At 68.6% G+C, this 25,472-nt stretch carries 17 protein-coding genes; 5 read left to right on the top strand and 12 right to left on the bottom strand.

All coding sequences use genetic code 11. The features are described 5' to 3' along the window. Nucleotides 1-118: 118 nt before the first annotated feature. Both OV287_RS37745 and OV287_RS37740 read left to right on the top strand, forming a co-directional pair. Nucleotides 119-2,509, top strand: a complete 2,391-nt coding sequence (locus OV287_RS37745) for a 3-hydroxyacyl-CoA dehydrogenase/enoyl-CoA hydratase family protein (RefSeq protein ID WP_267538886.1) — start codon at nucleotides 119-121, stop codon at nucleotides 2,507-2,509. Between the two features lie 88 nt (nucleotides 2,510-2,597). Further along, nucleotides 2,598-3,770: a thiolase family protein gene (locus OV287_RS37740; protein ID WP_267538885.1), complete on the top strand. Its 1,173-nt coding sequence runs from the start codon at nucleotides 2,598-2,600 to the stop codon at nucleotides 3,768-3,770. A gap of 65 nt (nucleotides 3,771-3,835) precedes the next feature. On the opposite strand, the gene OV287_RS37735 is transcribed toward OV287_RS37740, so the two are convergent. Then, nucleotides 3,836-4,075 (bottom strand): efflux RND transporter permease subunit, encoded by a 240-nt coding sequence (locus tag OV287_RS37735; RefSeq protein ID WP_267538884.1) that lies wholly within the window; start codon nucleotides 4,073-4,075, stop codon nucleotides 3,836-3,838. Nucleotides 4,076-4,224: 149 nt separating this feature from the next. On the opposite strand from OV287_RS37735, the gene OV287_RS37730 reads away from it, so the two are divergent. Beyond that, the gene (locus OV287_RS37730) at nucleotides 4,225-4,692 is read left to right on the top strand and encodes a hypothetical protein (RefSeq protein ID WP_267538883.1); all 468 of its coding nucleotides are present in this window, start codon (nucleotides 4,225-4,227) and stop codon (nucleotides 4,690-4,692) included. A 181-nt stretch (nucleotides 4,693-4,873) separates the two neighbouring features. Further along, nucleotides 4,874-6,097: a hypothetical protein gene (locus OV287_RS37725; RefSeq protein ID WP_267538882.1), complete on the top strand. Its 1,224-nt coding sequence runs from the start codon at nucleotides 4,874-4,876 to the stop codon at nucleotides 6,095-6,097. 44 nt (nucleotides 6,098-6,141) lie between these two features. Here OV287_RS37725 and OV287_RS37720 read toward each other — a convergent pair whose 3' ends face one another. The 4 genes from OV287_RS37720 to OV287_RS37705 all read right to left on the bottom strand — a co-directional run bounded on the left by OV287_RS37720 (nucleotide 6,142) and on the right by OV287_RS37705 (nucleotide 11,764). Beyond that, nucleotides 6,142-8,049 (bottom strand): MutS-related protein, encoded by a 1,908-nt coding sequence (locus tag OV287_RS37720; RefSeq protein WP_267538881.1) that lies wholly within the window; start codon nucleotides 8,047-8,049, stop codon nucleotides 6,142-6,144. A 239-nt stretch (nucleotides 8,050-8,288) separates the two neighbouring features. Then, nucleotides 8,289-9,035, bottom strand: a complete 747-nt coding sequence (gene mrpC / locus OV287_RS37715) for a Crp/Fnr family transcriptional regulator MrpC (RefSeq protein ID WP_267538880.1) — start codon at nucleotides 9,033-9,035, stop codon at nucleotides 8,289-8,291. A gap of 273 nt (nucleotides 9,036-9,308) precedes the next feature. Further along, nucleotides 9,309-10,754 carry a sigma-54-dependent transcriptional regulator gene (locus OV287_RS37710; protein ID WP_267538879.1) on the bottom strand — a complete coding sequence of 482 codons (1,446 nt, stop codon included), beginning with the start codon at nucleotides 10,752-10,754 and terminating at the stop codon, nucleotides 9,309-9,311. A gap of 5 nt (nucleotides 10,755-10,759) precedes the next feature. Beyond that, nucleotides 10,760-11,764, bottom strand: coding sequence for a sensor histidine kinase (locus tag OV287_RS37705; RefSeq protein WP_267538878.1), 1,005 nt, complete (start codon nucleotides 11,762-11,764; stop codon nucleotides 10,760-10,762). A gap of 270 nt (nucleotides 11,765-12,034) precedes the next feature. On the opposite strand from OV287_RS37705, the gene OV287_RS37700 reads away from it, so the two are divergent. Beyond that, the gene (locus OV287_RS37700) at nucleotides 12,035-12,295 is read left to right on the top strand and encodes a hypothetical protein (RefSeq protein WP_267538877.1); all 261 of its coding nucleotides are present in this window, start codon (nucleotides 12,035-12,037) and stop codon (nucleotides 12,293-12,295) included. A 45-nt stretch (nucleotides 12,296-12,340) separates the two neighbouring features. On the opposite strand, the gene OV287_RS37695 is transcribed toward OV287_RS37700, so the two are convergent. The 7 genes from OV287_RS37695 to OV287_RS37665 all read right to left on the bottom strand — a co-directional run bounded on the left by OV287_RS37695 (nucleotide 12,341) and on the right by OV287_RS37665 (nucleotide 25,134). Continuing rightward, complete coding sequence (locus tag OV287_RS37695; protein ID WP_267538876.1) at nucleotides 12,341-14,584, bottom strand: YfhO family protein; 2,244 nt, start codon at nucleotides 14,582-14,584, stop codon at nucleotides 12,341-12,343. A 4-nt stretch (nucleotides 14,585-14,588) separates the two neighbouring features. Continuing rightward, complete coding sequence (locus OV287_RS37690) at nucleotides 14,589-15,755, bottom strand: hypothetical protein (RefSeq protein ID WP_267538875.1); 1,167 nt, start codon at nucleotides 15,753-15,755, stop codon at nucleotides 14,589-14,591. 47 nt (nucleotides 15,756-15,802) lie between these two features. Continuing rightward, a complete protein-coding gene (locus OV287_RS37685; RefSeq protein ID WP_267538874.1) occupies nucleotides 15,803-17,008 on the bottom strand; it encodes an SGNH/GDSL hydrolase family protein in 1,206 nt (401 codons plus the stop codon). A 34-nt stretch (nucleotides 17,009-17,042) separates the two neighbouring features. Then, nucleotides 17,043-18,959 (bottom strand): HAMP domain-containing sensor histidine kinase, encoded by a 1,917-nt coding sequence (locus tag OV287_RS37680; RefSeq protein WP_267538873.1) that lies wholly within the window; start codon nucleotides 18,957-18,959, stop codon nucleotides 17,043-17,045. Further along, complete coding sequence (locus OV287_RS37675; protein ID WP_267538872.1) at nucleotides 18,956-19,921, bottom strand: ABC transporter substrate-binding protein; 966 nt, start codon at nucleotides 19,919-19,921, stop codon at nucleotides 18,956-18,958. Before OV287_RS37675 ends, OV287_RS37680 begins: the two co-directional genes overlap by 4 nt. A 117-nt stretch (nucleotides 19,922-20,038) precedes the next feature. Then, entirely contained in the window at nucleotides 20,039-22,294 is a 2,256-nt protein-coding gene (locus tag OV287_RS37670; protein WP_267538871.1) for a fused MFS/spermidine synthase, read from the bottom strand. Then, nucleotides 22,291-25,134: a fused MFS/spermidine synthase gene (locus OV287_RS37665; protein ID WP_267538870.1), complete on the bottom strand. Its 2,844-nt coding sequence runs from the start codon at nucleotides 25,132-25,134 to the stop codon at nucleotides 22,291-22,293. Before OV287_RS37665 ends, OV287_RS37670 begins: the two co-directional genes overlap by 4 nt. Nucleotides 25,135-25,472: the final 338 nt, after the last annotated feature.

The raw sequence follows: 25,472 nt of genomic DNA, 5'->3' as shown, positions 1-25,472 counted from the left end.
GGGGGCTCGTACCTTACCCCCCACCGGGTGACATGGGGGGCCTCAAGAGCCGGTTGACTTTTGAATCAACCGGCGCAATGTCTGGTGCCATCCTTTTTCAATTTGGGAGCCTCTTTCGATGACGATGCGGATCCGCAAAGTGGCAGTTCTGGGCGCGGGCGTGATGGGCAGCGGCATCGCCGCGCACCTGGCCAACTCGGGCGTGCGCGCCCTCCTGCTGGATATTGTCCCGCCCAAGGCGGGGCCCGGTGAGGACACGGCCTCCAAGGCCTTCAAGAACAAGTTCGCTCTCGGGGCGCTGGCCAACATGCGCAAGCAGAAGCCCAGCCCCATCGTGTCCGAGCAGGTGTTCACGGCCATCGAGGTTGGCAACTTCGAGGATGACCTGCACCGGCTGGCCGAGTGCGACTGGGTCATCGAGGTGGTGAAGGAGGACATGGGCGTCAAGCAGGCCCTGTTCGCCAAGGTGGAGCAGCACGCGCGCAAGGACGCCATCATCAGCTCCAACACCTCGGGCCTGTCCATCAAGGGCATGCTGGAGGGTCGTGGCGCCGCGTTCCGCAAGAACTTCCTCGTCACCCACTTCTTCAACCCCGTCCGCTACATGAAGCTGCTGGAGCTGGTGGCGGGCCCGGAGACGGACCCCGATGTGGTGAAGAGCATCCACCGCTTTGGCGAGGAGGTGCTCGGCAAGGGCATCGTCTACGGCAAGGACACCACCAACTTCATCGCCAACCGCGTCGGTACCTACGGGATGATGCGGACCATCTCGGAGATGCAGAAGGCGGAGCTGTCCATCGAGGAGGTGGACAAGATCTTTGGCCCCGCCATGGGCCGCCCCAAGTCCGCCGTGTTCCGCACCGCGGACATCGTCGGCCTGGACACCTTCAGCCACGTGGCGAAGAACTGTTACGACACGCTCACCCAGGACGAGGAGCGTGAGGTCTTCGCCATCCCCGACTTCCTCCAGAAGATGGTGGCCAAGGGGATGCTGGGCGACAAGAGCGGCGGCGGCTTCTACAAGAAGGACAAGAGCGCCGGCGGCAAGGACATCCTCGCCCTGGACCTGAAGACGCTGGAGTACCGGCCGCAGAACAAGGTGCGCTACGAGTCGCTGGGCGCCGCCAAGGACGTGGAGAACGTGCGCGAGCGCGTGGCCACGGTGCTGAACGGCCAGGACAAGGCCGCGAAGTTCGCCGAGCGGATCACCCTGGACGTGCTGGCCTACGCCAGCCGCCGGATTCCGGAGATCGCCGACGACGTGGTCAACATCGACCGCGGCATGCGCTGGGGCTTCGCCTGGGACCTGGGGCCCTTCGAGACCTGGGATGCCTATGGCGTGAAGAAGGGCGTGGAGCGGATGAAGGAGCTGGGCCTCAAGCCCGCCGCCTGGGTGGAGCAGATGCTCGCCACCGGCCGCACGTCCTTCTACGGCGTGGAGAACGGCAAGGACACGTACTGGGACATCCCCACGAAGTCCGTGAAGGTGGTGCCGGAGAACGCCCGCACGTCGCGCGTGGAGTACTTCAAGCGCGGCAACAAGAAGATCACCGGCAATGAGTCCGCCACCCTGTGGGACATGGGTGATGGGGTGACGCTGCTGGAGTTCCACTCGAAGATGAACTCCATCGACGACAGCATCATCGCGATGATGAACACGGCCCTGGACGAGACGGAGAAGAACTTCCGCGGCCTGGTCATCGGCAACGATGGGGCGAACTTCTCGGCGGGTGCCAACATCATGGCGCTGCTGATGGCGGCCAAGAGCGACGAGTTCGAGGCCATCCGCAAGATGGCCTCGGGCTTCCAGGCGGCCAACCAGCGCATGCGCTACAGCCCGGTGCCGGTGGTGACGGCGCCCTTCAACCTGACGCTGGGCGGCGGCGCCGAGTCGGCCATGGGCGGCAACGCCATCCAGGCCTCGGCCGAGCTGTACATGGGCCTGGTCGAGGTGGGCGTGGGCCTCATCCCCGGCGGCGGCGGCACCATGCAGCTGCTGCGCAACGTGTACGGCCCGTACGCGGCGGACAAGGACTTCGACGCGTTCCCCTTCATCAAGAAGGTGTTCCTGTCCATCGGCACGGCGAAGGTGGCCACCAGCGCCGAGGAGGCGCGCGAGTTCGGCTTCCTCAACGCCAACGATGGCATCAGCGCCAACCGCGACTTCCTGCTGTCGGACGCCAAGGCGCGGGTGATTGGCATGGCCAACGCGGGCTTCCGCGCCCCCCGGCCCACGCGCTTCCGCCTGCCCGGCGCCAGCGGCTTCGCCACCATCGACATGATGCTCTACGACATGGAGCTCAACGGACAGGTCTCCGCGCACGACCGGAAGATCGCCCAGAAGCTGGCGCGGGTGCTCACCGGCGGCGACACCAGCCCGTCGCTGCTCGTCACCGAGGAGCGGCTGCTGGAGCTGGAGCTGGAGGCGTTCCTCAGCCTGTGCGGCGAGGAGAAGACCCAGGACCGGCTGATGTTCATGCTCGAGAAGGGCAAGCCGCTGCGCAACTGAGGCGACAGCGTTAGGCCAGTTCACAAGTCATCCACTGATTCAGATTTTGAAGCCCGGGGGGTCGCTCCCCGGGCGAGGAGACAGACAGATGCCCGGTCGAGTCGTGATTGCCAGCGCGGTGCGTACCCCGTTCACCCGCGCGCACAAGGGAGAGTTCAAGGACACCCGGCCCGATACGCTCGCGGCCCTCGCCATCAAGGAGGCCGTTGCGCAGGTTCCCGGCCTGAAGCCCGAGGAGGTCGAGGACGTGATTCTCGGCTGCGCCATGCCGGAGGCCGAGCAGGGGATGAACGTGGCGCGCAACGCCGCCCTGCTGGCGGGGCTGCCGGACACCGTGCCCGGAATGACCATCAACCGCTTCTGCTCGTCGGGCACGCAGTCCATTGCCCAGGCGGCGCAGGCCATCAAGGCGGGGATGATGCAGGTCGCCGTGGCCGGTGGCACCGAGTCCATGACCATGGTCCCCATGGGTGGCAACAAGGTGAGCGCCAACCCGGAGATCATGGAGAAGCACCCGGAGGTCTACACCTCCATGGGCGCCACCGCGGAGAACATCGCCTCGCGCTACAACGTGTCGCGTGAGGACGCGGACAAGTTCGCCTACGAGAGCCAGCGCCGGGCGGCCACCGCGCGCGAGCAGGGCAAGTTGAAGGAGGAGATCTTCCCGGTGACCACCACCGTCTATGACGAGGACGGCAAGGCGCACCAGGTGACGGTCTCGGTGGACACCATCCTGCGCCCGGACACCACGCTGGAGGGTCTGGGCAAGCTCAAGCCGGCCTTCAACCCGAAGGGCATCGTGACGGCGGGTAACGCGTCGCCGCTGACGGACGGCGCGGCGGCCGCGGTGGTGATGAGCGAGGAGAAGGCCCAGCAGCTGGGCGTGAAGCCGCTCGGCTACTTCCTGGACTACCAGGTGGCCGGCGTGCCGCCGGAGATCATGGGCGTGGGTCCGGTGCCCGCGGTGAAGAAGCTGCTGGCGAAGAACAACCTCAAGGTCGAGGACATCGACGTCTTTGAGCTGAACGAGGCCTTCGCGGCGCAGGCGCTGTACTGCATCCGGGAGCTGGGGATTCCGCTGGACAAGGCGAACCCGAACGGCGGCGCCATCGCGCTGGGGCACCCGCTGGGCGTGTCGGGTGCGCGCCTGGTGGCCACCATCCTGCGCGAGCTGAAGCGGCGCAACGGCCGCTACGGCGTGGTGACGATGTGCATCGGCGGCGGCATGGGTGCCGCGGCGCTCGTCGAGGTGGCGAAGTAGTCACTCTTCCCTCTCCCACCGGGAGAGGGTCGGGGTGAGGGTATCCGGACCCCGGGTTGAATCCGTTACGAGGCCTCTCCTGGTTCACGCCTGGAGGGGCCTTCGTGTTTTCGGCTCCGCCGCCCTCCGGGACGCCACGCGACGAGCGCGTGCAGGCTGACGTAGAGGCACGGCACCACGAAGAGCGTGAGCAGCGTGCCCACGCTCAGTCCGGAGAGGGTGACGAGCGCGAGCGGACGCAGCAGTTCGGTGCCCTCGCCGAAGCCAAGCGCGATGGGCACCAGGTCCAGCGTGGCGAGCAGCATCGCTCACAGGTTCCTCGTGCTGGAGGACGTGTCTCGGGTGTCGTTGCAGTGGTGGGTGGGGGCGTGGTGCGTCAACAAGACGCACTCGCCGCTCTGGGCGTGCCGTAAGGTGTCGTCTCCGCGAGCCCATGGGCCCGCAGGTGAATGACATGCTCTATCAGGTGGTTCTCTTTCTGCATTCCTGGTTGCGCTGGGGCGTGCTGCTCCTCGGTGCGCTTTCACTCGGGCGGGCGGTGCATGGCTGGGCGCGTGGCCGGGATTGGACCCAGGCGGATCGGCGCATGCAGCAGCTCTTCGTCGCCTTGTTCGACAGTCAGGTGCTGCTCGGGCTGACGCTCTATTTCGTGCTCAGCCCGCTGACTCCCAGGAGCCTGGACGGCTTCCGGGTGGCCATGTCCAACTCCGTCCTCCGCTTCTACGGCATCGAGCATGTGACGGCGATGGTGCCGGCGCTCATCATCGCGCACTGGGCCTCCATCTCGAGCCGCCGGGCCCAGGACTCCACAACGAAGCACCGCCGATGGGTGGTGGGGCTACTCATCGCGCTCCTCTTCATCGCGGTGGGAATTCCCTGGCCCGCGTTGCCTTATGGAAGGCCGCTGGTGCGGGGGTTCTGAACCTGGGGCGACGTGCAACCTCTGCGTCTCGCGCCAAGGATGCCGTGCACGCCTCGGGACACCTCGGAGGTTGTTGGTTCTCGGCAAGGGGTTGAATTGATGGAGCTCCTTGCTGGCCCGTGACTTGCCCTGCGTCTGGAACTGCCGCACGCGCTCTCCGCGGCGGCCAGGAGGCAGGAACATGACCAGCGTAGGCTCGAGGCGGAACGACGACACTCTCGTGCTCGGGATGAATCCGCACGTCCAGGCGGAGGCCGAGGCCATCCAGAAGTCCAACCCCAGGGCCCGGGTGACCACCGTCCGGGACTCCTTCCAGAACGATCAGGTGCGCGCCAGGGGCTCGGACGGGAGGATGACGGTCCACGACCTGAGGACGGAGGACGGCATCCGGACCTTCGTGGCCACCCTGGGGCTGCCGCTCGCCCAGGGACAGAAGGTGGTGACGGCTATTGCCAGTGCTGGGGAGGATGCACGGGACGAGCTCGCGCAACTGGCGCAGGTGTGGGCCCGGGCGGAGAAGGGGGGCGTCGTTCCCTCGCGACTCGTGCTTTCCGGGCACAGTGGGGGCTCGAACCTGTGGGGCGAGGAGGGAAGCTTCACGAACGGCGTGCTCACCCGTAGCAGCCTTGCCTTGCTCGCAGCGGCCATGCCCCGGGCGGCGGCGGGGGTCGAGGACCTGTGCATCGCGGCCTGCTACAACGGCGGCGAGACCACGATGGAGGCCTGGCGTGCGCTCTTTCCCAACCTCCAGACGATGTGGGCCTACAACGGCAGCGCGCCCGGTACCTTCTCCGGTGCAACGGCTCATCTGGCCCGATGGGAGAAGGCGACGCGCGGCGAGGTGGCTTCTCTCCGGCCTGATTTGCTCAAGGGGTTGCGCAAGGGAGAGAACCTCGCGGTGTGGTCACGCCGGGAGGGCTACCAGACGGCCACGGTGGGGGCGAGCACCACGGACCTGCGTGTCCGCCAGGTTGCGGGTCATGCCGCCTTCGAGCGCTATTTTCGGGGCGATGAGGTGGTGCGCGATACCCAGCGCGGCCCGCTGCGGGAGCACTACAACACCCTCCAGGCGCTGCTGGGTCGGCCGGAGGTCTCTGCCTCTGAGCGGAGTGGACTCGAGCGGGCGCGCGATCAGACCCTCCGGCTCCTCTTCTATGGGAACGCCGCCACCCGTTTTCAGGAGGCGCACCGGTCTGTCATCCGGAGCGGCTTTGCGGCTCTCGGGTTGAATGCTCCCGACTTCTCACGGCTCGGCCGGAAGCAGGCGCTGGCGCTCATCCAGTCTTTTGAGTCTGAGCTGGCCCGCAGGAGTCCTCGGCCTGTCGAGGCCCAGCGGTTGTTACCCCTGCTCACAGAAGGGCTGCGAGAGCTTCAGCGCTCGCGCATCCCGGACAACTGGTTGTGAGCACGAGTTCCGCGAGGGGGGGTGGAGCACGGTGACGGGCACCCTCACCCCGTCCCTCTCCCGGAGGGAGAGGGGAGGTTGGTTGGAGAGGGGGCAGGGGGCGAGGTGGACTGCTCGGGGTCCTCCACGGGGACTCCCGCCATCCGCAGCACTCGCAGCGCGTTCGTGGTGTCCACCACCCCCGGCCGGAGCTGGTAGTCGAACACCATCTTTCCGTTCTCCAGATGGTCGCGGAAGTGCATGTTCACCACCTTCCCGGCGTGCTCGTCGGCGAGGGTCGCCAGGGAGAGATCGTGCGTCGTTACTCCACCGATCGCTCCCGTGGCCAGCAGCAGCCGCAGCACCTCTCGTGAGGCGATCTGCCGCTCCCGCGTGTTCGTTCCGAGGAGGATCTCATCCAGCAGGAACATGGCCTGCCCCTTCGCCGCCGCCGCCGCGTCGAGCACGGCCTTGATGCGCTGGACCTCCGCGTAGAAGTACGACACGCCCCGCTCCAGCGAGTCCTTCACGCGCATGCTCGTCAGCACCTGCAGCGGTGACACGGAGAAGCTCTTCGCGCACACCGGTGCTCCCGCCAGCGCGAGCACCGTGTTCAGCCCCACCGCTCGCAGCAGCGTCGTCTTGCCCGACATGTTGGAGCCCGTGAGCAGCAGCGCGCAGCCCGGTCCCGGCAGCTCCACGTCGTTCAGCACGGGTGCGTCCAGCAGCGGGTGGCCCACCGCCGTCGTCTTCACCTTCGGCCCGCCCGCTTCCATCGTGGGCCAGATGAAGTCCGGCCGGTCAAAGGCCAGCCCCGCCAGGCACGAGAGCGCCTCCAGCTCCGCCAGCGCCTCGAACCAGCTCCGCACTCGCGGCCCGTGCTGTTCCTTCCAGCGCTCCAGCGCGAACAGCGCGTGCACGTCCCACAGCGTGAACAGATGCACCACGGGGTGGAACTGGTGCCGCTTGAACTCCACGAACGAATAGAGCCAGCTGAAGCGCTTGAGGTGGGTGGAGACGGGTGGCTCTCCCTCGTGCTGCAGCCCCGCCTGCACTCGCCGCAGCTCCGGGTGCTCGAAACGTTCTCGCTCCACCCGCTCGAAGATGGGCGCGTAGCGCACGAAGCCGTGCTCGCCCGCGCTCATCCGCTCCTCCATGGCGCGCAGCGGACCCCGCGTGGCCCTCACCACCGCGAGGTGGACCAGCACGCCGGCCCACCACGCCCGCCCGGGTATCACCTCGAAGCTCCCCAGGATGAGCAGCGCCAGCGTCACCAGCGGCAGCACCACCGCCACCGGCCTCGCCCACCGGATGCTCGTGAGCGATGGCCCGCTCTCCGCCCACTGGATGAAGAGGCCAGGGTCCGCCTTCTCCTTCGCCACCGTGCGCGCTTCCACGCACACGTCCTGGCGGAACTCCACCCGGGGCCTCAGCTCGCGCGCCGCTCCCTGCCTCGTCACCACCGTGTCCGCCTGCGCAGGCCAGGACAGCCACGCCGCGAGTCGCTCCTCTCCCGCCTTCGTCGCCGTTTCGTTCATGAGCTGGAAGACGCTGCCCTGCCCGAAGACGTCCAGGTCCGCCGCGTACAGGTGTGAGCCCGTCAGGAAGCGCTCCCCTCGATCGGCGAAGTCGTGCCAGCCCCGCGTCAGCCGGGCCAGGCCCCGGTCATTGAGCTGCACGTACAGCCGCTGCCGCTCCTCGCGCAGGAAGATCCGATGGTGCAGCACCGCCAGCACCCCGTACACGACGAACGCCCCTCCGGCGGCCCACCACCACGTCTTCGGCAGCCGGCCGGCCAGGACGAACCCCGCCAGCGCGAGCCCCGCGAGGAAGGCCACGGTGCGCAGGTTGGCGTAGCGGGCGTTGACACCGTCCAGCCGCTTCAACTCCGCCTCGGCGGCGGCGCGGCGCTCGGTGTACGTGCGATGCGGGGAGGAGGACTCGGGGCGCGGAGTAGTCACGGACGCGCGCATGCTGATTCTGGCGGGCGGGCAGGGCAAGCCCGGAGACGCATGCGGTGCTCGGAAAATGGCGAACCCCGGCGCCAGACCCGTGGGAACGGATGGCGGCCGGGGCTCTCGGGTGTCGTGCCCGTCAAACGGGACACGTGGGGGCGGCACTTCGGGTGCTCACCTCGGCGACTCGGTGACGGATGCCCCCACCCCCGTCCCTCTCCTCGTAGGAGAGGGAAGGCACCCGCTTCACGGCCGGGTCACTTCTCCTTGGAAGCGTGCTTGCGCAGCGCCTTCTGGTCGCGGATGCAGAGGATGCGGCCCACGTTGCCCAGCACGCCGTCGCGCTTCATCTCGTTGATGAGCGTGGACACGAACGAGCGGGAGGCGCCCACCAGGTCCGCCAGGTCCTGCTGCGTAATGCCGCGCAGGTCCGTCTCACCGCCGTGCGGGCAGCGCTCGCCGTGCGCCTCGGCCAGGGTGAGCAGGGTGTCCGCCAGACGGGCCGGCACTTCCTTGAAGGTCAGGCCCAGCACGCGCTTGCGCAGGGCACGCACGCGCTCGGCGTAGGCGCGAACCACGTCCACCGCCAGGGCCGGCCGGGCCTCCAGCTGCGCGCGGAAGTCGCGGCCCTCGATGCTCCACACCTCGGCCTCACCGGAGGCAATCGCCATCTCCTCCACCGGCGTGCCCTCGGGGCGGAACAGCTCACCGAAGAGGTCTCCCGGGCGAAGGATGCTCACCACCGAGCGCGAGCTGTTCTTGCCCAGCCGCATCAGGCGCACGCGGCCGCTCTTGAGCAGGTACACGCGGTCCGTCGTGTCCCCCGGGCGGTAGATGACCGAGTTGTGCGGGAAGGACTCGACCTTGAAGTACCCCTTGAAGTCGATCGCCTCCTGTCCGGGGATCAGCTTGTTCGCCGTGACCAGCATGCCGCTGCTGGTGGTCTGGATGGGGGCGACAACGTTGGAGCCGATGGGACCGAGGGGACGATTGAAACCGTGCATGTGGGCACTCCTGCAGGCGGTTGAAAGTTGGGTTGCTGTGCTGCGGACGGAACAGTCCCTTTCCAAGCTTTGTGCCAACCCGAACGCTTCTCCCAACTCCTGAAAAACCCTGCGATGACGGCTACTTGGCGCTACAGCCCGCCTCTCTCTCCTTCCGAGTGTCCGAAACCTGAAACAGAACGTTCAAACAGTCTGATCAAGTTGAACGTTTCGTTCAATTCGTGCGGGGAGTTGTTGGACGGGGAACAGTGTCCGAAAGGCGTCCTTCGACGCCTACGCCTGCTGATCCTGTCGCACACCGTACTTCTGAAGCTTGCGCTCCAGGGTGGGGCGACTGATGCCCAGAATCTGGCAGGTCTTGCCCTTGTGACCCTTGGTCACGTTCATGGTCAGTTCGATCAACATCCGCTCCGCCTCCTCCAGGGTGGGGATGCGGCTGGGATCATCGATGGGGGCGACCAGGAAGTTGGGCAGGGAGTGGCCGTTGGCGTGGACGGAGTGGCCGTTGATGAGGTGGCCCCCATGCTCGGGCTCGGTGGGCTCGAGCGCCGGCAGGTTGTCGGAGAGCAGCACCTCGCCCGGGGCGAGCACCACGGCACGCGTCAGGACGTTCTCCAGCTCGCGCACGTTGCCCCGCCAGGGCAGGCGCATGAGGTGAGCCAACACCTCGGGAGGCACCCGGGTGACGCGCTTGTGCACCTTCTCGTTGATGCGGTCCAGGAGGTGGTGCACCAGCGAGGGGATGTCATCGCGCCGCTCGCGCAGCGGGGGAAGCTGCAGGGTAATGACCTTGAGGCGCTGGTAGAGGTCCTCGCGGAAGCGGCCGGAGGCCACCTCCTCCACCAGGTTGCGGTGGGTGGCGGCGATGACGCGGGCGCGCAGCTTGATTCGTTTGACGCCGCCCACGCGCTCGAACTCGCGCTCCTGCAGCACGCGCAGCAGCTTGGCCTGGAGCATGAGCGACATGTCGCCGATCTCGTCCAGGAAGATGGTGCCGTCCTCGGCCATCTCGAACTTGCCCGGCTTGACGGCGTTGGCGCCGGTGAAGGCGCCCTTCTCGTGGCCGAACAGCTCGCTCTCCAGCAGCGTGTCCACGATGGCCGAGCAGTTGATGCCGATGAAGGGCTTGGGCTCGTCGTAGGAGTAGTTGTGGATGACGCGGGCGATGAGCTCCTTGCCCGTGCCGCTCTCGCCGTGGATGAGCACGGTGGCGCGGCTGGCGGCCACCTTGCCGATCTCCTTGACCAGCTGCTGCATCAGCGAGCTGGTGCCGACGATGTCGCCCAGGCGCGCCGCCGCGGTCTCCACGTTCACCGTGGCCGCCCGGCGCGAGAGCTGCCGGTACTCCAGGGCGCGAGACACCACGATGTCCAGGGCCGTCAGGTCCGGGAAGGGCTTGTGGATGTAGTCGAAAGCCCCGGCCTTCATGGCCCGGATGGTGGTCTCCATGTCGTGGTAGGCGGTGACGAGGATGATGCGCGCGTCCCCGCACAGGCTCTTCATCTCCTCGATGATGTCCAGGCCCGTGCGGTCCGGGAGCTTCATGTCGAGGATGACGACGCTGGGCATGACCTCCTGAGCGACGCGGAGCGCCTCGGCGGCGCGGGTGGCCGTCACCACCTGGTAGCGCGGAGCGCCATCGTGCTCGATGTCCTCGAAGTGCATCTTCAAGGACTCCAGCAGCGAGAGGTCGTCGTCGACGATGAGAAGCGTCTCCATGTTCCTCAGGCGGCGAAGGTGAGTGTGAACACCGTGCCAGTCTCGGGGCCTGTCTCGGCGGAGACGTCACCCCCCTGGTGCTGCAATACGCGGCGCAGGGCCGCCAACGACAGTCCGGCCCCTCGCGCCAGGTGGCACTCGTAGGGCTTGAAGAGCGAGTCGCGTTGCTCCTCGGGCAGCAGGCCGGCGGGCTCCTTGAGCACCATCACCACCCGTCCCTCGGGGTCCGCGCGGATGGCTACCTCCACGTTGCCACCCTCCGTCAGCCCCATGGCGACGTTGAGCAGCACCTGGGCCAGCACCGGCCGCAGCCGGCCCGCGTCCACCCGCACCTTCGGCACGTCCGGCGCCTCGTCCACGCGCACCTCCACGCGGCGCTCGGTCAGCTCCGGGGCCACCATGGCCATGGCCTCCTGCACCAGGGTGCGCGGCGCGTGCTGCTCCAGGTTGGGCGTGGTGCCCCGGCCGTACTCGGAGAGCTGCCACAGCATCCGCTCCAGGGTGCGGATCTCCCGGTTGGCGATGGTCAGCCGGCGCTGGTCCCTCTCTGAGAGGCCCGTGTTCCGCGCCAGCGTCTGCACCGCCATCTTCACCGAGCTGAGCGGGTTGCGGAACTCGTGGCTCATCTGCGAGGCGAGCCCGGAGAGCTGCACCGGTGGCGCGCCCTCCAGCAGGGTGCTCAGGTTCACCCCCACAGCGGTGGCCTCGCCCTCCTCCAAGGTGAGCGTCAGCCGCAACGGCACCGGATCTCCCGAGCCCAGCGCGGCATAGAGGAACTCCACCGCCTGGTGACCCTCGCGGGCCAGGGCGTCCAGCTGCCGGACCTTCTCGGGGGTGGTTCCCAGCACCACGTGGAGCGGTCGATCCTTCAGCTCCGAGGCGGGGCGGTGCAGCACGGTCTCGCAGTCGCCCCCGGCCCGAGTCACCCTCAGGCTGGGGGACCATGAAATCTGGACGGCTTGCAGCAAGTGAAGGTTCATGGGCAGGTGCGAAAGATAACGAATCGCCATCGCTGCTGTCCCCCCCATGGCGAGACGGTTCTCCTTTAGAATCCGATACTTGGCGCTCTGGGCTGCCAGGGAGCGGTCCTTGCGGGCCCCTGAGTGTCAGCCAGGTAACATTTCGGGCGCAATGGAAGCCCGTCAGGGGACAGGTCCATGGAATCCCAGGGAAGTGCGATCATCCTCCCGATGACGGATGGAGGGCGAACGGGGAGCCATGTAGGTTGCACATCGTCGGTGGTGGCTACCCCCGCCACCCGCTACCCCCGGAGAATTCACATGGCCGCCAACAAGAAGAACCTGAAGAAGCTGGGCAAGCGTCGTGGTCAGGGTATGACCGAGTACATCATCATCGTGGCCCTGATCGCCATCGCGGCGATCGGCGTCATCACCCTGTTCGGCAACAACATCCGCAAGCTGTTCGGCGCCTCCGCCGAGGCCCTGGCCGGTAACGAGGACGTGTCCAACACGGGCCAGACCGCCAGCCGCCAGCTGCAGCGCAAGTCGCTCAAGACCTTCGGCGAGAACTCGGCCGACTGACGAAGGCACCGCTTTTCAGCGGTGGCTTCGCCTGAGGGCGGTCCTTCAAAGGGGCCGCCCTTCGTCTTTGCGGGGTCGGAGCGCGAGCACCAGCGCGCCGAGCGCGAGCGCGGAGAGGAGCGCCCCCAGCCGGAAGCTGAGGGGTCGGTAGTCGAAGCGGACCGAGTGTGCCCCCGGAGGCACGTGCACGGCGCGCATGACGGCGTTGGCCCGTCGCACCGGCACTGGCGCCCCATCGAGCGTGGCCTCCCAGCCCGGGTAGTACGAGTCGCTTAGGAGGAGGTAGCCCGGGCCACACGCCTCCAGCGCCACTTCCACCCAGGACAGGCCCGCCTCCGTCACCCGCGCCGACGAGCCCTCACAGTCGGGGCTCTCCAGGGGGTCGCCCTCGGCGAGCAGGGCGGTACGGCGCAGCGGCTGGGTGGGGTCCACGAAAGCTGCCTGGGTCTCGGCATCGCCGGCCACGCGCGCGGTGTGCACCACGAAGGCTCTCGGCAGGGCGGTGTCCGAGCGGTAGAGCGTGGGCAGCCCCGGCAGGGAGAGGACAGGCTGCAGGTCCTCGAAGGGCGGCGGACCCCGGCGCACGTAGTAGCCCACCCCGGCCAGGTCGAAGGCCGCGCGCGCTCCGGACTCATAGAGGGACTCGATGCGCAGGGGCTCCGGCGCGCCATAGCCCTCGAAGACGCGCAACCGCTCCTCCACGAAGCGGTTGGGCACCAGGGCATCCCGGCTGAGCGCGATGTACGAGCCCCCCTCGCCGGGCAGGGGCGCGGCGGTGGCGCTCAGGGTGGTGGAGACCTCGGAGAGCTCGTCCGAGTCGAGGTCCACGCTGACTCGGCCCGTGTATTCGCGGGGAATGGCGGCGGCGAGCCGGGATGCACGGCGGAGCGACTCGAGCGGTGCGCTGCCCGTGCCCCCCTGCATCAGGTGGAAGGCGCCCAGCTCCACCAGGGCCACCACGGTCAGCGAACGGCGGACTCGGAGGGCGCGGCCAGGGCCAGCGGCGGGGAGGATGAAGGCCAGGGCTCCCGCGCCGAGCGCCAGCACCACCCAGGGCAGTCCGGCCTCGACACCCGAGCGGAAGGAGGGGAGCCGGGTGAGAGGCGGGCCCAGGAGCAGCGCGACGAAGAGCGCGGCCACCACCCCAGCGATGTGCTTCAGGGAGCGGTGTCCCCTCCGGGCGCGGCGGGAGAGCACGTCCAGCCCGAAGGCGGAGAGCACTGCGAGGCAGAAGGCTGCGCCGACGAAGTACTTCACCGGGTAGCGGAAGAGGTGGAAGGGCGGCAGTTGGAGGACGAGGGCCGCCGGCGGGAAGTGCGCACCGAGTGCGAGCAGGGTGAGGACGAGGGCCCCGAGGCCGAAGGGCAGCGTCCGCCGCGAGCGTCCCAGGCCCACGAGCGCCAGGGCGCAGACGAGGGTGCCCAGGAAGAGGACGAGGATGAAGAACTGGTCGTCCCCGGCCCAGTAGCGGGAGCGCGGGTGCTCGGCGAAGGGCCACGCCACCGAGAGAAGCTGGGGCCAGGACAGGGACCATTCGAGCTGGTCCATCCGTCCCGAGCCGCGGGTGGAGTTCCGGGCGAACTCGAGTGCGGGCAGGGCCACGAGCGCCCCGAGCGCGAAGCCCCATGCGAGTCCCGCTCCCGTGGCCACCAGCGTGCGCATCTCGCGTCGCGCGGCGAGGGCTACGGCGAGGGCAAGCGGGGCCTGCCACAGCCACGTCTCCGGAGAGCCCGCGAGGAATGCGAGGCCCGCGACGGGGGCCACCTGGGCGGCGCGGCAGGGAGAGGGCTGGAGCGCAGCCCGGCGCGAGGCCAACAGGAGGAAGCCTGTCCACGCTGCGGCACTGGCGACGTTCTGCTGGGCTGACAGCACAGCGAAGGGGGCCGAGAGTGCGAAGGCAGCGGAGCCCAGCACAGCCGCGGGGCGCGAGGCGCGCAGGTGGCGCAGCAGAAGGAAGGTGCCCGCGGCGGCGATGGCCACGTGGAGCAGGTGCTGGAGGGTGAGGCCGAGCTCAGGGCCCGCGAGCAGCACGGTGAGCAGCCGGGGCGGATAGAAGACCTGCGAGTACAGCGTGGCGGCGAATGGCTGCCCGAGCCGGAGATAGGGATTCCACAGGGGCAGCTCCCCGGCGTGCAGCGCCTCGAGGAGGAAGGCGGAGTCGGGGATGAAGATGCGGAAGGCATCCCGCCCGGCCATGACTCGGCCCTGGAGGACGGAGCGGTACACGAGGGCCATGCCCGCGAGCAGCCCCAGCCAGGGGATGAGCCGCCTTCGGAGCGCCTCGCGCATCCGCTCAGCTCGCGAAGCCCAGCCGGCGCAGCATCACCCGGCGGATGCTCGGGAGACGGAAGCGGTAGATGAGGGCGTCGGCGAAGTAGTGGGCGAGCACCACGCCCAGGCTCAGTGTGGTGAGCCCTCGCAGCACCACGTGGGACTTCAGGTCCGTGGCTGCGGCGCTCACGGTGCCGTGGGAGGGCCCGGCGATGACCAGGTGCACCACGCCCAGCGCCAGCAGCGGCAGCATGGAGAGCACCATCATCGGCCACACCCAGGCGCGGCTCACGCGGGACGGAGGGTCGCCCTCACGCGGCTCCAGCATGCGGGCGGAGAGCAGGTAGTACTCGAGACCATGCAGGCCGGGGAGCATCACGTTGCCCCAGGCGGGAGCCACCAGGGTGAGCCCCGTGGCCACGGCCACGGTGAGCAGGTAGAGCACCTTCGGCCCACTGGCCGTCCCGGAGCGCAGCAGGGTGCGGAACAGCAGCCCGAAGTAGCCGAGCCACACCATGAGCAGCACCGCCATGGCGCCATGGGGCAAGGGCGTGCCCTGGTCGATGTCCAGGTAGGGCGTGTCACCCGGGCGAGGGGACTCGGCGACGAAGAACAGGCGCACCATCACCAGCGTCAGCATCACCGGGACGAACCACAGCTGCAGTCGGCGCTCGAGCGGGGCGGGGGCGGTGATTCCCGCCTGGAAGCCTCGCAGCGTGTGCAGGGCCCAGAAGCCCTTGCACTGAGAAAGGATGTGGTGGAGCCCGAAGATGTTGAAGATGACGCCCACCACATAGGCGTAGCCCGTGGAGTCCACGTAGTAGAGGGCGAACAGGAGCGCGCCCACCCCCAGCATCCCGAGGCTTCCGGCAAGTACCTGTCGCGGCTGACGGGGCTCGGCGGTGAGCACGTCCCGGTGCACCGCGAAGAGCAGGAAGGTGAGCACCACGTGGGTGCCGTTACCGAGGAGGTACTGGGCCGTCCAGATGGCCAATCGGTTGGCCGAGCCGGACACCGGCTGAGCCAGCAGAGTACTCACCACCCATGCGAGCACTGTGAAGGCCAGGGGGATTACGAGCAGGAGGCCATCCAGCCGGGGAGAGAACAGCCACAGCCCCCGAAAGGAGAGGCTCCCGGCCGGGGCGGCGGACGGAGGGGTCAGCACGGCGCTGGGGCTCGACGTCGTCATCGGCCCGACAGCCTACCACATGGAGGGGGTGGGGGAGCCCCACTGGCTCACGGCGTGCCCGGACCCGCCATGGATGGGGCAGGGGACGAGAGCACTTCAGCGAGCCGGCGCGACAGCCTGGGCCGGCCGCTCGACTCGTTGAGGTGCGTGACGTCGATGAAGTCCTCGGGGGTGAACTCCGGCGCCTCCGACAGGTCCACCACGGGCACTCCTGTGTCGCGCGAGAGCCGGGCCACCACTTCGTCGAGCCGTGCGCGGCCCTCGGGAGTCAGCTGCACCCAGGCCCGGTTGCGCGGGGCGAGCAGCAGCACGGTGCGCTCGGACACGCTGGCCAGCGCCCGCAGCGCCTCCGCGAAGGCGGCCACCTTGCCCTCGTCGAAGCGCAACTCCAACAGGTCGCTCGTCTCCACCCGCCACTCCAGGTCCTGCTTCAGCACCTCCGGCGCCGAGCGCATTCGCGCCCAGGCCAGGTAGTCCTCGCGTGTCTCGTCGAACACGAGGCGCACCTCGCCCCGGCGCATCGGGTCCCACTCCGGCACGGGTCGTCCCTCCACCCGATCCCTCCCAGCGCGGACCCGTGCAGCAATGGCCTTGCGTTCGGCATCCGGGTCCTCAGGAGCCAGTCCGTCGAAGAGCTGGTGCTCCAGCAGCGAGGTGACGGCCAGCGGCGAGTTCCCACCCAGGGCCTGCAGTGCCGCCAGGTGCGAGGCCTCTTCCGGTGAGCGCAGCGCCGTCTTCGCCAGGTCGCTCGGCGTAGCCAGCAGGGCCTTCTTCACCTGGGCCAGCTCGTGGAAGCGCGAGGACTGCCCGCGCGCCAAGGTGGCCTGGAAGGGAGTGAACTCCACCACCGTCAGCCGTGCGCGGCGTCCGCGACGCTGGAAAGCCTCCGCCACCCGGTGTGCGAGCAGCCGCTGCACCTCTGGCTCCACGCCGGGGAAGCCCAGGTTGTAGGCGGTGACGCGCGGCCCGCGTAGGTGGGCCTCGAACACCTCCGGCGAGAAGCCATGCTGGATGATGGACGAGCCGAAGACGAGCGCTGTGTCCTCCTTCGCCGCGAGCTCCGGTAGCTCCTGGAGGAAGTCTCGGACGCGGCCGGCCCCCTCGGTGAAGCGGGCCCGTGTGTCCGGGCTCGTGGTGCCTTCGAGCAGGGCGATGAAGCCGCGTGCCATCCCCAGTGCCGCCAACAGGACGCCGAGGCCCACGACCAGGGCCCTCGCGGCGGTCCGGTTTTCAGCGGGGAGGGGAGGGCTCATGGCGCATGGGCTCCAGGGACTTCGTGCCGCCTTCTCAGGCTGATTTCGTCCCGGTCGCGGCCTGCATGGCCCTGTCGGCTTCGGGCATGAAGACGCGGAAGGTGGTGCCCTTGCCCACCTCACTGGAGACCTCGATGCGCCCTCCCATCGCCGTGACGATGCCGTGGCAGATGGAGAGGCCCAGACCTGTTCCCACTCCCACCGGCTTGGTGGTGAAGAAGGGCTTGAACAGCCGCTGGAGGTTCTCCGGCGGAATCCCCACCCCCGTGTCTCGCACCGAGATCACCACCCACCCATCTTCCGCGCGCGCGGTGGTGATGCGGACGCTGTGCCCCTTCACGTCCCCCTCGGGGATGGCCTGGCCGGCGTTGACGAGCAGGTTGAGGAAGAGCTGCCCGAGCCTCGACTCGTTGGCGAGCACGCGCGGGATGTCTCCGTACTCCTTCACCAACTGCGCGCGGTGGCGGATCGCGCTCCGGGCCAGGCTCGCGCACGAGTCGAGCACCGCGTGGATATCGACCGGGCCGAGGCGCTCATCCTCCCTGCGCGCGAAGCTCCGCAGGTCGTGCACGATGTTGCGCATGCGCTCACCGCCCTCGAGTGCCTCGCGCAGCGCCTGTTGGATCTCCTCCAGCTGCTCGGCGGACGGCGGCTTGCCCGCCTCGGTCTGCTCGCCCAGCTCGTCCACCGCGAAGCGCAGGTTGCTCAGCACGAAGGAGATGGGGTTGTTGAGCTCGTGGGCCACGCCCGCGGCCAGCGTGCCGAGCGACACCATGCGGTCCGTGGTGCGCAGCTTCTCCTGCACCTGCTTGCGCTCGGTGACGTCTCGCGCGATGGACACCACCGCGGGCTGGCCGTCGAAGGGAATGGAGAACGTCACCACCTCGCCCAGCACCTGCTGGCCTCCCCGGTGCCGGAAGCGGACCTCCCGGGCGGCTCCGGCGGAGGACGTCTCGGCGAGCGGATCCTGCTCCCCGGGCATGAGGAGCTCCGCCACCTCGCGGCCCCGCAGCTCCTCCTCACGCGCGTAGCCCAGCAGCGAGACGGCCGCAGGATTGGCGAAGAGCAGCCTTTGCTCGCGGTGGACGAAGATGGCGTCCGGAGCGCGCTCGATGAGGGTGCGGAAGCTGGCCTCCGAGCGCAGCAGGGCCTCTTGCTCCTGGCTGAGGCGCTCGGCCATTTCATCGAAGGCACGGCCCAGTGTCCCCAGTTCGTCCACGCCGCGCAGCCCGGCGCGTGCGCTCAGCTCTCCCGCGGCGAGCCGGTGAGCGGTGGACTCCAGGCGCCTCACGCGCCGCCCCAAGGCGAAGTGGAAGAACAGACCCAGCAACCCGGCGATCAGCACCAGGAGGAGGCTCGAACGGAGCGCGGAGCGCTCGGCCCGGTAGCGCTGCGCTGCCTTGAGCTGCGACAGATCCTGCTGGAGATAGAGGATGCCCACCCTCCTCCCCTGGAACTCTGGCTTGAGCTGGATGGGGTAGTAGCCCTCCACCCGCGACCCGTCCTTGCTCACCTGCACGTCCCCGCTCATCCGAGCCACGGCTGCCTTCATCCGGGCGATGGCTTCCGGGCGTGTGAGCTCCGGCCAGGCCTTCTGTACCGGTTGGTCGAGCAGGGCGAGTCGGGTGGAGGCCAGTACGGTGTGCTGGTCGTTGAGGAGCAGCCCCACCTTCAGGTCAGGATTGGAGCCCAGGCTGGCGAGCTCCTCGCGCACGGCTTCGAGCTGCTCGGTGCGCAGCAGGTAGTCGAGCGTCCCCTGCAGGTGCGTCATCCGCAGGGTGACGTCCTCGCGGACATGCTCCTCCACCTGCTGCTCGCGGTGCACCATGTCGCGCTGCAGGGTGTAGAGCCCGAAGAAGCACGCATATGCGAGCAGCAGGAGCGGGACGAGTACCCGCATGGACACCAGTCGGTGCCAGCCGGCGCGCCGTACTGGGATGGGCGGACTCATGGTGACACCCTCAACAGCGGCGCGATATCGAGTAGCTGTGAGGCCTCCGTGCTCCCCTCGAGGAGCTGGTGGTGCCGCAGCAGCTCCCCCATCCGCTCGAGGGTGGTATGCAGGCCTGGCTGGGAGCCGGTGAGCAGGGCGCGCTGCGCGTGCTCGTCCATGAGCCTCACGCCGGACAAAGCCTCATGGAACCGCAGCGGGTCCAGGCCGAGCCGCCGCGACATCCTCTGCATCGCCTCCTGGGGATGCTGCTGCTTCCAGATGAGGGTGGCGAACCAGCCGCGCAGCAATGCGTCCACCTGCTGCGGCGAGGCCTCGAGGAAGTTCTTGCGGACCACCAGGACGTCGACGATCTCCCCGGGGAGGCGGGTGCTGTCGAAGAGCCGGCGTGCGCCCACGTCGGCGAGCCGCTGGCAGTACGGCTCGAAGGTCACCACCGCGTCCAGCTCACCCCGCTGCCAGGCCGCCACCTGGGTCTCCAGGGGGACGAACTCCAGCTTGACGTCCTCGCGCTTCAGCCCGGCGTGCTCGACCACGCGGGTGAGGATGTACATCCCGAGGAGCGACTCCTCGGAGCCGATCCTCCGGCCCGCGAGGGCGGAGAGTGACTCCACCTCGGGCCGCGCCATCAGACAGTCCGCCCCGTGGGAGGCGTCGAGCACGAGCACCACCCTCGGGTCATGGCCGAGCTGCTCGAGGGACAGCACCTCCTCGATGGTGGCGGACATGGCATCGATGGCGCCATTGCGGAAGGCCCGCAGGAGCTGAGAGGAGGACAGGTATTCCACCAGGTGGACGCGCTGGGTGGGGATCAGGCCCAGCTCCTGGCCGAGGAAGAGGGGCTCGTTGCCGGGCCAGGGGACCGTACCCACCCGGAGTCGGGGCTCGGGTGTTGGCGTGCAGGCGCACAGCAGCAACAACAGTGTCGCCAGCAGCCAGCTCTGGGGTCTCAGCGCGTTCATGGGAGAGCCGGAAGCCAGGATATCAAGCTCTGGCCCCTCCGCCGGGAAGTTCCGCTGGAGGTGAGATTTCTCGTGCTCCCTCGCCCCCCAGACAGCCATTCCAGGTCAACCCAGGAATCAGTTGTTGGAATAGAAGAGGCCCAACTTGCCGGGCAACCGGCGGAACTCCAGCGTCGGCATGTCGTCGCTGTTCTGGAACTCGGGGGTGCGCGAGGCCAGCTCCTGGAGCTTCTCGTCACCCAGGGCGATCAGCTCCTCGAAGCCGGCGAGCCCGTTCTCCAGCCCGATGGGTCCGAACAGCGCCCGGCCCTCGTCGTACTGCCGCAGGAACACCTCCCGCTGGTGCGGCTGCAGCGGCTCCGCCGAGGCGATGAGGGTGAGCCCGTTGCCATACGCCGGGATGGCCTTCACGTGGGGAAACACCTCGCGAATGCCGTGGTACAGCGACGCGATGTCCGGCCCGAAGATGTGCTGCGCCAGCACGCCCCCCGGCTTCAAGCGCGAGCGCGCCATCTCGTAGAACTCGCGGCTGAACAGGCTGGAGGAGCCCGGCAGGTACGGGTCCGACACGTTGATGGAGATGATGTCGTAGCGGTCGGGCGTGGTGGCCAGGAAGTGCCGCCCGTCGGTGACGTGCACCTGGATGCGTGGGTTGTCGAAATAGCGGTGGTTGCCCGGGCTGAACAGGCTGGCGTGCTCGACGAGCGCCGGGACGATCTCCACCGCCTCGATGGAGCGCACCTCGGCGACGCGCGAGAACGCCCCCGCGGTGATGCCGTAGCCCGAGCCGATGTTGAGCACCTTCTCCAACTGGGGCGCGTAGAGGACGGGGAGGTAGGCCTGGGACTCCTGCACGTACTGGGTGCTGGGGTCGCCGTACAGGTAGACGAGGTCCGTGCGGTTGTTGAGCACCCGGAGCCGGCCCTCGTCCATGCGCACCACGCTGAAGATGCCGTGCGCGTCCTCGCTGCTCACCACCGCGTTCGTCGTGTCCACCACCGGTGGCACCTCGGTGCTGCGCGGGAGGATGATCGTCAGGAAGCCGAGGCCCGCCGCGGCGACCAGGGCATGGTCCGACGGCCGGAAGTGCTGGCGGAAGGCATACACCAGCCCCAGCAGGGACAGCACCAGCAGCGCCGAGTTGAAGGCGATGAGGCCGTTGGAGCCGATGAGGTTGATGAGCACGTAGCCGCTTGCCAGCGAGCCCACGAGGCTGGCCAGGGTGTTGAACCCATACACGAGTCCTACCCAGCTCGCCGGGTTCTCCACTCCGGCGGGCCGGGCGGCGAGCGTCAGCGGGAAGAGCAGCCCGAGCGCCGTGGCCGGGAACACCACCATGACGAGGATGAAGAGCACCACCAGGCCCGGGTGGCTGGCCTGCAGGGCCGGGCGCTCCAGCAGGAACGCGGCCGAGAAGGAGATGAGGGTGAAGGCGCACGAGTAGAGCAGGATGCGCCACAGCGGATTGGGGCCGCGCAGCAGGGCGCTGCTCATGCGCGCCGCCTGGCCCATGAAGAGCAGGATGAGCGCCAGCGTGATGCTCGTCACGTAGACGCGGTTGCCGAACGTCAGCGAGAGGAATCGCGTCCAGGTGATCTCACACGACAGCGCGATGAAGCCCGAGAAGACAGCAAGCGCCAGCAGCAGCGGGCGGCTGAGCAGTCGGCCCTCCGTGGAGCCCGTGGCTGCCAGGGCGCTGTCACCCGGTTCCTCCTCGGCCCCCGCAGGGACGGGCGGGAAGTAACGGCTGGTCAGCAGGGCAGCGCAGAAGATGAGGCCATTGAGCGCCGCAGCCGCCGCTCCAGCCCGGATGCAGCCCAGGTAGTAGATGAGGACGAAGCTGGCGACGATGCTCCCCGTGGCGCCGCCGATGGTGTTGATGCCGTAGAGGGCGGACACCTGCCGCCGGTCCGTGACGAGCTGGCTCACCAGCGGCAGCGTCATGCCCATGAGCGTCGTAGGCACCGCGATGAGGGCGGCGCAGACGGTGATTTGTGCGGCCAGCCGCTGCAGCAGGGGCGCCGTGGGCGAGCCGGAGAGCGACAGGTAGAAGCCCTGGTGCGTGAAGAGCGTCCAGGTGACGAGCAGGGCGCTGAGGCCCACCAGCAGCTCCACGCCGCCGTAGGCCGCCAGTGGGTGGGCCGCCAGCCATCGGCCTCGCTTCAGCAGCTGGGACATCAGGAAGCTGCCGAGCGCCAGACCGAGCATGAACACGGTGATGACGGCCGACATCGAATAGATGGTGCTGCCAAGGATGATGCCGAACCCGCGCAGCCAGATGATCTGGAACACGAGCGACGTCATGCCCGTGCAGAACAGGAGCGCGCAGAGGAAGCGGAAACGGGAGCGGCTAAGCGTCGTCGGGGCGGTCATGGAATCTCGGTGGCGAGCCGGGAGTAGGGGGCGAGTGCGCGAATCCGCGCGAGGTATTTGCGGGCCTCGTCCTGCTCTCCGTTCTGGAGGGCCAGGCGCGCGAGCGCCTCGGTAGCGGCGAGGTCTGTAGGGTTGTAGCGGATGGCGGCCTCGAGCAGCGTCCGGGTACGCCCGGGCTCCAGGGGCGGGTCGACGCGGGCGGCCAGTCCCATCACCTGCCCCGTCCACACCGCGGCGGCCGGATGCGCCGGGTACAGCTCGAGCGCCCGGAGGAAGTCGGCCGTGAGAGCCTCTGCGTTCTCCAGCACCTCTGCCGGGGGGCGGGCGCCAAATGCGTCGAGCGCCGCCACACCTCGCAGGAAGTGCTGGTCCGCTTCGTGGATCCGCTGAACGCTGGCGCGCAACCCCACCAGCGCCTCCTGGTTGGCCGGGGCCGCGCGCAGGTGCTCGAAGATGAAGCCCGGGTCGTACGCGACGAGCCGCTCGACGGTGGAGGCGATCTCCCGGGGAGGATCCTGCGGGAGGAAGTCCAGTACCGGGTTCATGTCGCGGTTGATGAGTGGCACGCGCGAGGCAATCTCCGCCAGCCGCTCGGGTCCGGCCCGGAAGCTGGCGAAGAAGACGGCCGGATCTCCCCAGCCGAAGCCCTCCAGGTCCGTCCGCGCCACCCGCTCGAACTTCTCGTGCCACGCCTCCCAGTCGATGTGCGCCTCGTCACGGAAGCCGATGAGGAAGGCCTCCTGCGTGTTGAGGCCCAGCGGCAGCCACAGCAGGCTCTGGGGGAAGACCTGCTGGAACGTCTTCAGGATGACCAGGGCCTTGGTGGTGCCGGCGTTGAGCGGCAGCCACGCGAGCACCACGCCCCCGGGACTCAGGTGCCGGCGCGCCTCGCGGAAGTGCTCCTCCGTGTAGAGCCGGAGGCTGCCCTCGCTCGCGAGGATCATCGAGTCCGACATGATGACGTCGTACGTGTCGGGGCTCATCTTCAGGAAGTGCCGGCCGTCCATCACATCCACGCGCACGTTGGGGCGGCGGCTGGCCTTCTCGTTGAGGGCCTCGAAGTACTGCTCGGCCATCGGAATCATGTGCTCGTCGAGCTCGGCGATGTGCAGCAGCTCGGGCTGGTAGAGCTGGAGGGTGCGCGCCAGCTCTCCCACGCCGTAGCCGATCTCCAGCACGCGGCGCGGCGCGGGGTGCACGAGCATGGGCAGGTGGGCCTGCAGCCGTTGCGTCTGCCGGCGTGCGGGCACTGTCTCGCCGGACTGGAAGGGGCCGCCCATGAGCACCCGCTCTCCGTGCGCATCCTCGGCAACCAGCACCGGCTGAAGGCTGCCCTCGCTCTGGGCGATGATGTGGAAGCCGGGCCGGAGCCCCGCGCGCTCGTAGAAGCGGGTGAGCCAGTCTCCGCTGAACCAGCCCGTCACCCCCACGACCGCGAGCCCCACCGCTACCGCCACCTGACGCATGGGCAGCGGCCGGAGCGCCAGGCCCGCCACGCCCACGGCGATGAGGAGGTTGAGCCCCGCGGTGAGCAGGAGCGTGTGCGACGTACCCAGCCAGGGGATGAGGACGAAGCCCGCGAGGAACGAGCCCAGCACCGAGCCCAGGGTGTTGGCCGAGTAGAGGTTGCCCACGGTCCGCCCGAGCAGCCGCAGCGGCCCGGCGTACAGCTTGCCGGCCAGAGGAAAGAGACCTCCCAGGAGGAGGGTCATCCCGAAGAGCAGGAGGAAGGCGGTGGCGATGGTGAGGGGCCGTTGGCCCAGACTGCTGATCAACGACAGCAGCGGCAGGGTGACGAGCCCGAGCAGTCCCAGGATGAGCTCGAAGAGGATGAACAGCCGGAGCTCGCTCTGGCCGGGGGGACTCCAGCGGCTGAGCACGAGGCTGCCGAGGCTGATGCCCAGCAGATACACGGCGAGGACACAGGCGAAGGTGGCCAGCTTTCCGAGCAGGAGGAAGTCGAGGGTGCGGAACCAGATGACCTCGTAGGCGAGCGCACAGAATCCAGAGAGCGCGAAGGCCGGCAGAAGCACCCGCGCAGACGCTCCCCCTGCGACAACCCTTTCTCCAGCTCTCTCGCCAGAACTCCCCTCTCCCTCCGGGAGAGGGACGGGGTGAGGGTATCTCGCCTCCGTGGCTTCCACCCGTGGCTCCCTCCGTGCCATCACGAGCGCCGCGAGCCCGGTGACGGAGTTGAGCAAGAGGGCGACGTGGTAGCTGGACTCATAACCAATCCCCCACACCAGTCCGAGCATGAGGATGGCGCCGGCGGAGGAGCCCAGGGAGTTGATGGCATACAGCCGGCCGAGCGCGGACTTCACCCCCTCGGCGTGAGTCACGGCGTGCCGGACGATCGCGGGCAGCGTGCCGCCAATAAGGGTGGCGGGGATGGAGATGAAGACGAAGGCGATGAGGAAGACGAGCCACTTGATGGTGGCGTGGGGGGCCCGGGTGTACAGGACGGCGTAGAGCGACTCGATGTGCTGGAAGGCGTAGAAGGCGACGAGCCCGCTGAGGGCGACGCCGAGCTCCAGCACTCCATAGAGGACCAGGGGCCGCCGGGCGCGGCCGTCCACGAGCCTGCCGAAGAAGTACGAGCCCACGCCGAGCCCGAGCATGAAGGCCGTGATGACGGCGCTCACGCTCTGGGTGGTGCCGCCGAGCAAATACGTGAAGATGCGCGTCCAGAGGACCTGGAAGAGGATCCCCGAGAGCCCCGAGAGGAAGAAGAGGCGCAGCACCCACGGCCGGATACCGGGCACGGGGGGGGACGCGTCACCGCTCGTCGGGAGGTCGGGGGGATCGGGTGGACGGAGCACCGCGGCCGTGGTCTGTCTCATCGGGGAGTGGGCGCGAGGATGCCACACTGCCAGCGAAACGTCTCTCGGTTGACGGGCGGATGCACGGGCGGACGCCCGTCAGGCGGGATGCTCCTTAGACGGAGGCGGCCTCCGTCTCGGCGGAGAGCGCCCGGCCGAGCCGCAGCACCTCCTGGACGAGGAGCTCGAGGTCCTCACGGCGAGTGCGGTGGTTGGTGAGGCAGACGCGCAGTCAGTAGCGCCCGCCGAGCGTGGTGTACGAGGGCACGGCCATCCCACGCCTCGGGCGACTCGGGATCCAGCGTCTCTTCCAATTTTCCCATGGGGGTGTTCATGGCCCTTGGGTAACACCCGCATTC

Origin of the sequence: Archangium lansingense (genome assembly GCF_026626635.1) — a bacterium.
GTDB classification, from domain to species: domain Bacteria; phylum Myxococcota; class Myxococcia; order Myxococcales; family Myxococcaceae; genus Archangium; species Archangium lansingense.
The sequence above is the reverse complement of the archived record's forward strand: the minus strand, read 5'-3'. Positions and strand labels throughout refer to the sequence as shown.

What these genes read in the sequence shown, in the direction of transcription:
- OV287_RS37695 (WP_267538876.1), bottom strand. Translation starts at nt 14,584, where the DNA reads ATGCGCGAGGCGCTCCGAAGGCGGCTCATCCCCTGGCTGGGGCTGCTC.
- OV287_RS37725 (WP_267538882.1), top strand. Translation starts at nt 4,874, where the DNA reads ATGACCAGCGTAGGCTCGAGGCGGAACGACGACACTCTCGTGCTCGGG.
- OV287_RS37735 (WP_267538884.1), bottom strand. Translation starts at nt 4,075, where the DNA reads ATGCTGCTCGCCACGCTGGACCTGGTGCCCATCGCGCTTGGCTTCGGC.
- OV287_RS37700 (WP_267538877.1), top strand. Translation starts at nt 12,035, where the DNA reads ATGGCCGCCAACAAGAAGAACCTGAAGAAGCTGGGCAAGCGTCGTGGT.
- OV287_RS37670 (WP_267538871.1), bottom strand. Translation starts at nt 22,294, where the DNA reads ATGACCGCCCCGACGACGCTTAGCCGCTCCCGTTTCCGCTTCCTCTGC.
- mrpC (WP_267538880.1), bottom strand. Translation starts at nt 9,035, where the DNA reads ATGCACGGTTTCAATCGTCCCCTCGGTCCCATCGGCTCCAACGTTGTC.
- OV287_RS37740 (WP_267538885.1), top strand. Translation starts at nt 2,598, where the DNA reads ATGCCCGGTCGAGTCGTGATTGCCAGCGCGGTGCGTACCCCGTTCACC.
- OV287_RS37685 (WP_267538874.1), bottom strand. Translation starts at nt 17,008, where the DNA reads ATGAGCCCTCCCCTCCCCGCTGAAAACCGGACCGCCGCGAGGGCCCTG.
- OV287_RS37680 (WP_267538873.1), bottom strand. Translation starts at nt 18,959, where the DNA reads ATGAGTCCGCCCATCCCAGTACGGCGCGCCGGCTGGCACCGACTGGTG.
- OV287_RS37730 (WP_267538883.1), top strand. Translation starts at nt 4,225, where the DNA reads ATGCTCTATCAGGTGGTTCTCTTTCTGCATTCCTGGTTGCGCTGGGGC.
- OV287_RS37665 (WP_267538870.1), bottom strand. Translation starts at nt 25,134, where the DNA reads ATGAGACAGACCACGGCCGCGGTGCTCCGTCCACCCGATCCCCCCGAC.
- OV287_RS37710 (WP_267538879.1), bottom strand. Translation starts at nt 10,754, where the DNA reads ATGGAGACGCTTCTCATCGTCGACGACGACCTCTCGCTGCTGGAGTCC.
- OV287_RS37690 (WP_267538875.1), bottom strand. Translation starts at nt 15,755, where the DNA reads ATGACGACGTCGAGCCCCAGCGCCGTGCTGACCCCTCCGTCCGCCGCC.
- OV287_RS37705 (WP_267538878.1), bottom strand. Translation starts at nt 11,764, where the DNA reads ATGGCGATTCGTTATCTTTCGCACCTGCCCATGAACCTTCACTTGCTG.
- OV287_RS37745 (WP_267538886.1), top strand. Translation starts at nt 119, where the DNA reads ATGACGATGCGGATCCGCAAAGTGGCAGTTCTGGGCGCGGGCGTGATG.
- OV287_RS37720 (WP_267538881.1), bottom strand. Translation starts at nt 8,049, where the DNA reads ATGCGCGCGTCCGTGACTACTCCGCGCCCCGAGTCCTCCTCCCCGCAT.
- OV287_RS37675 (WP_267538872.1), bottom strand. Translation starts at nt 19,921, where the DNA reads ATGAACGCGCTGAGACCCCAGAGCTGGCTGCTGGCGACACTGTTGTTG.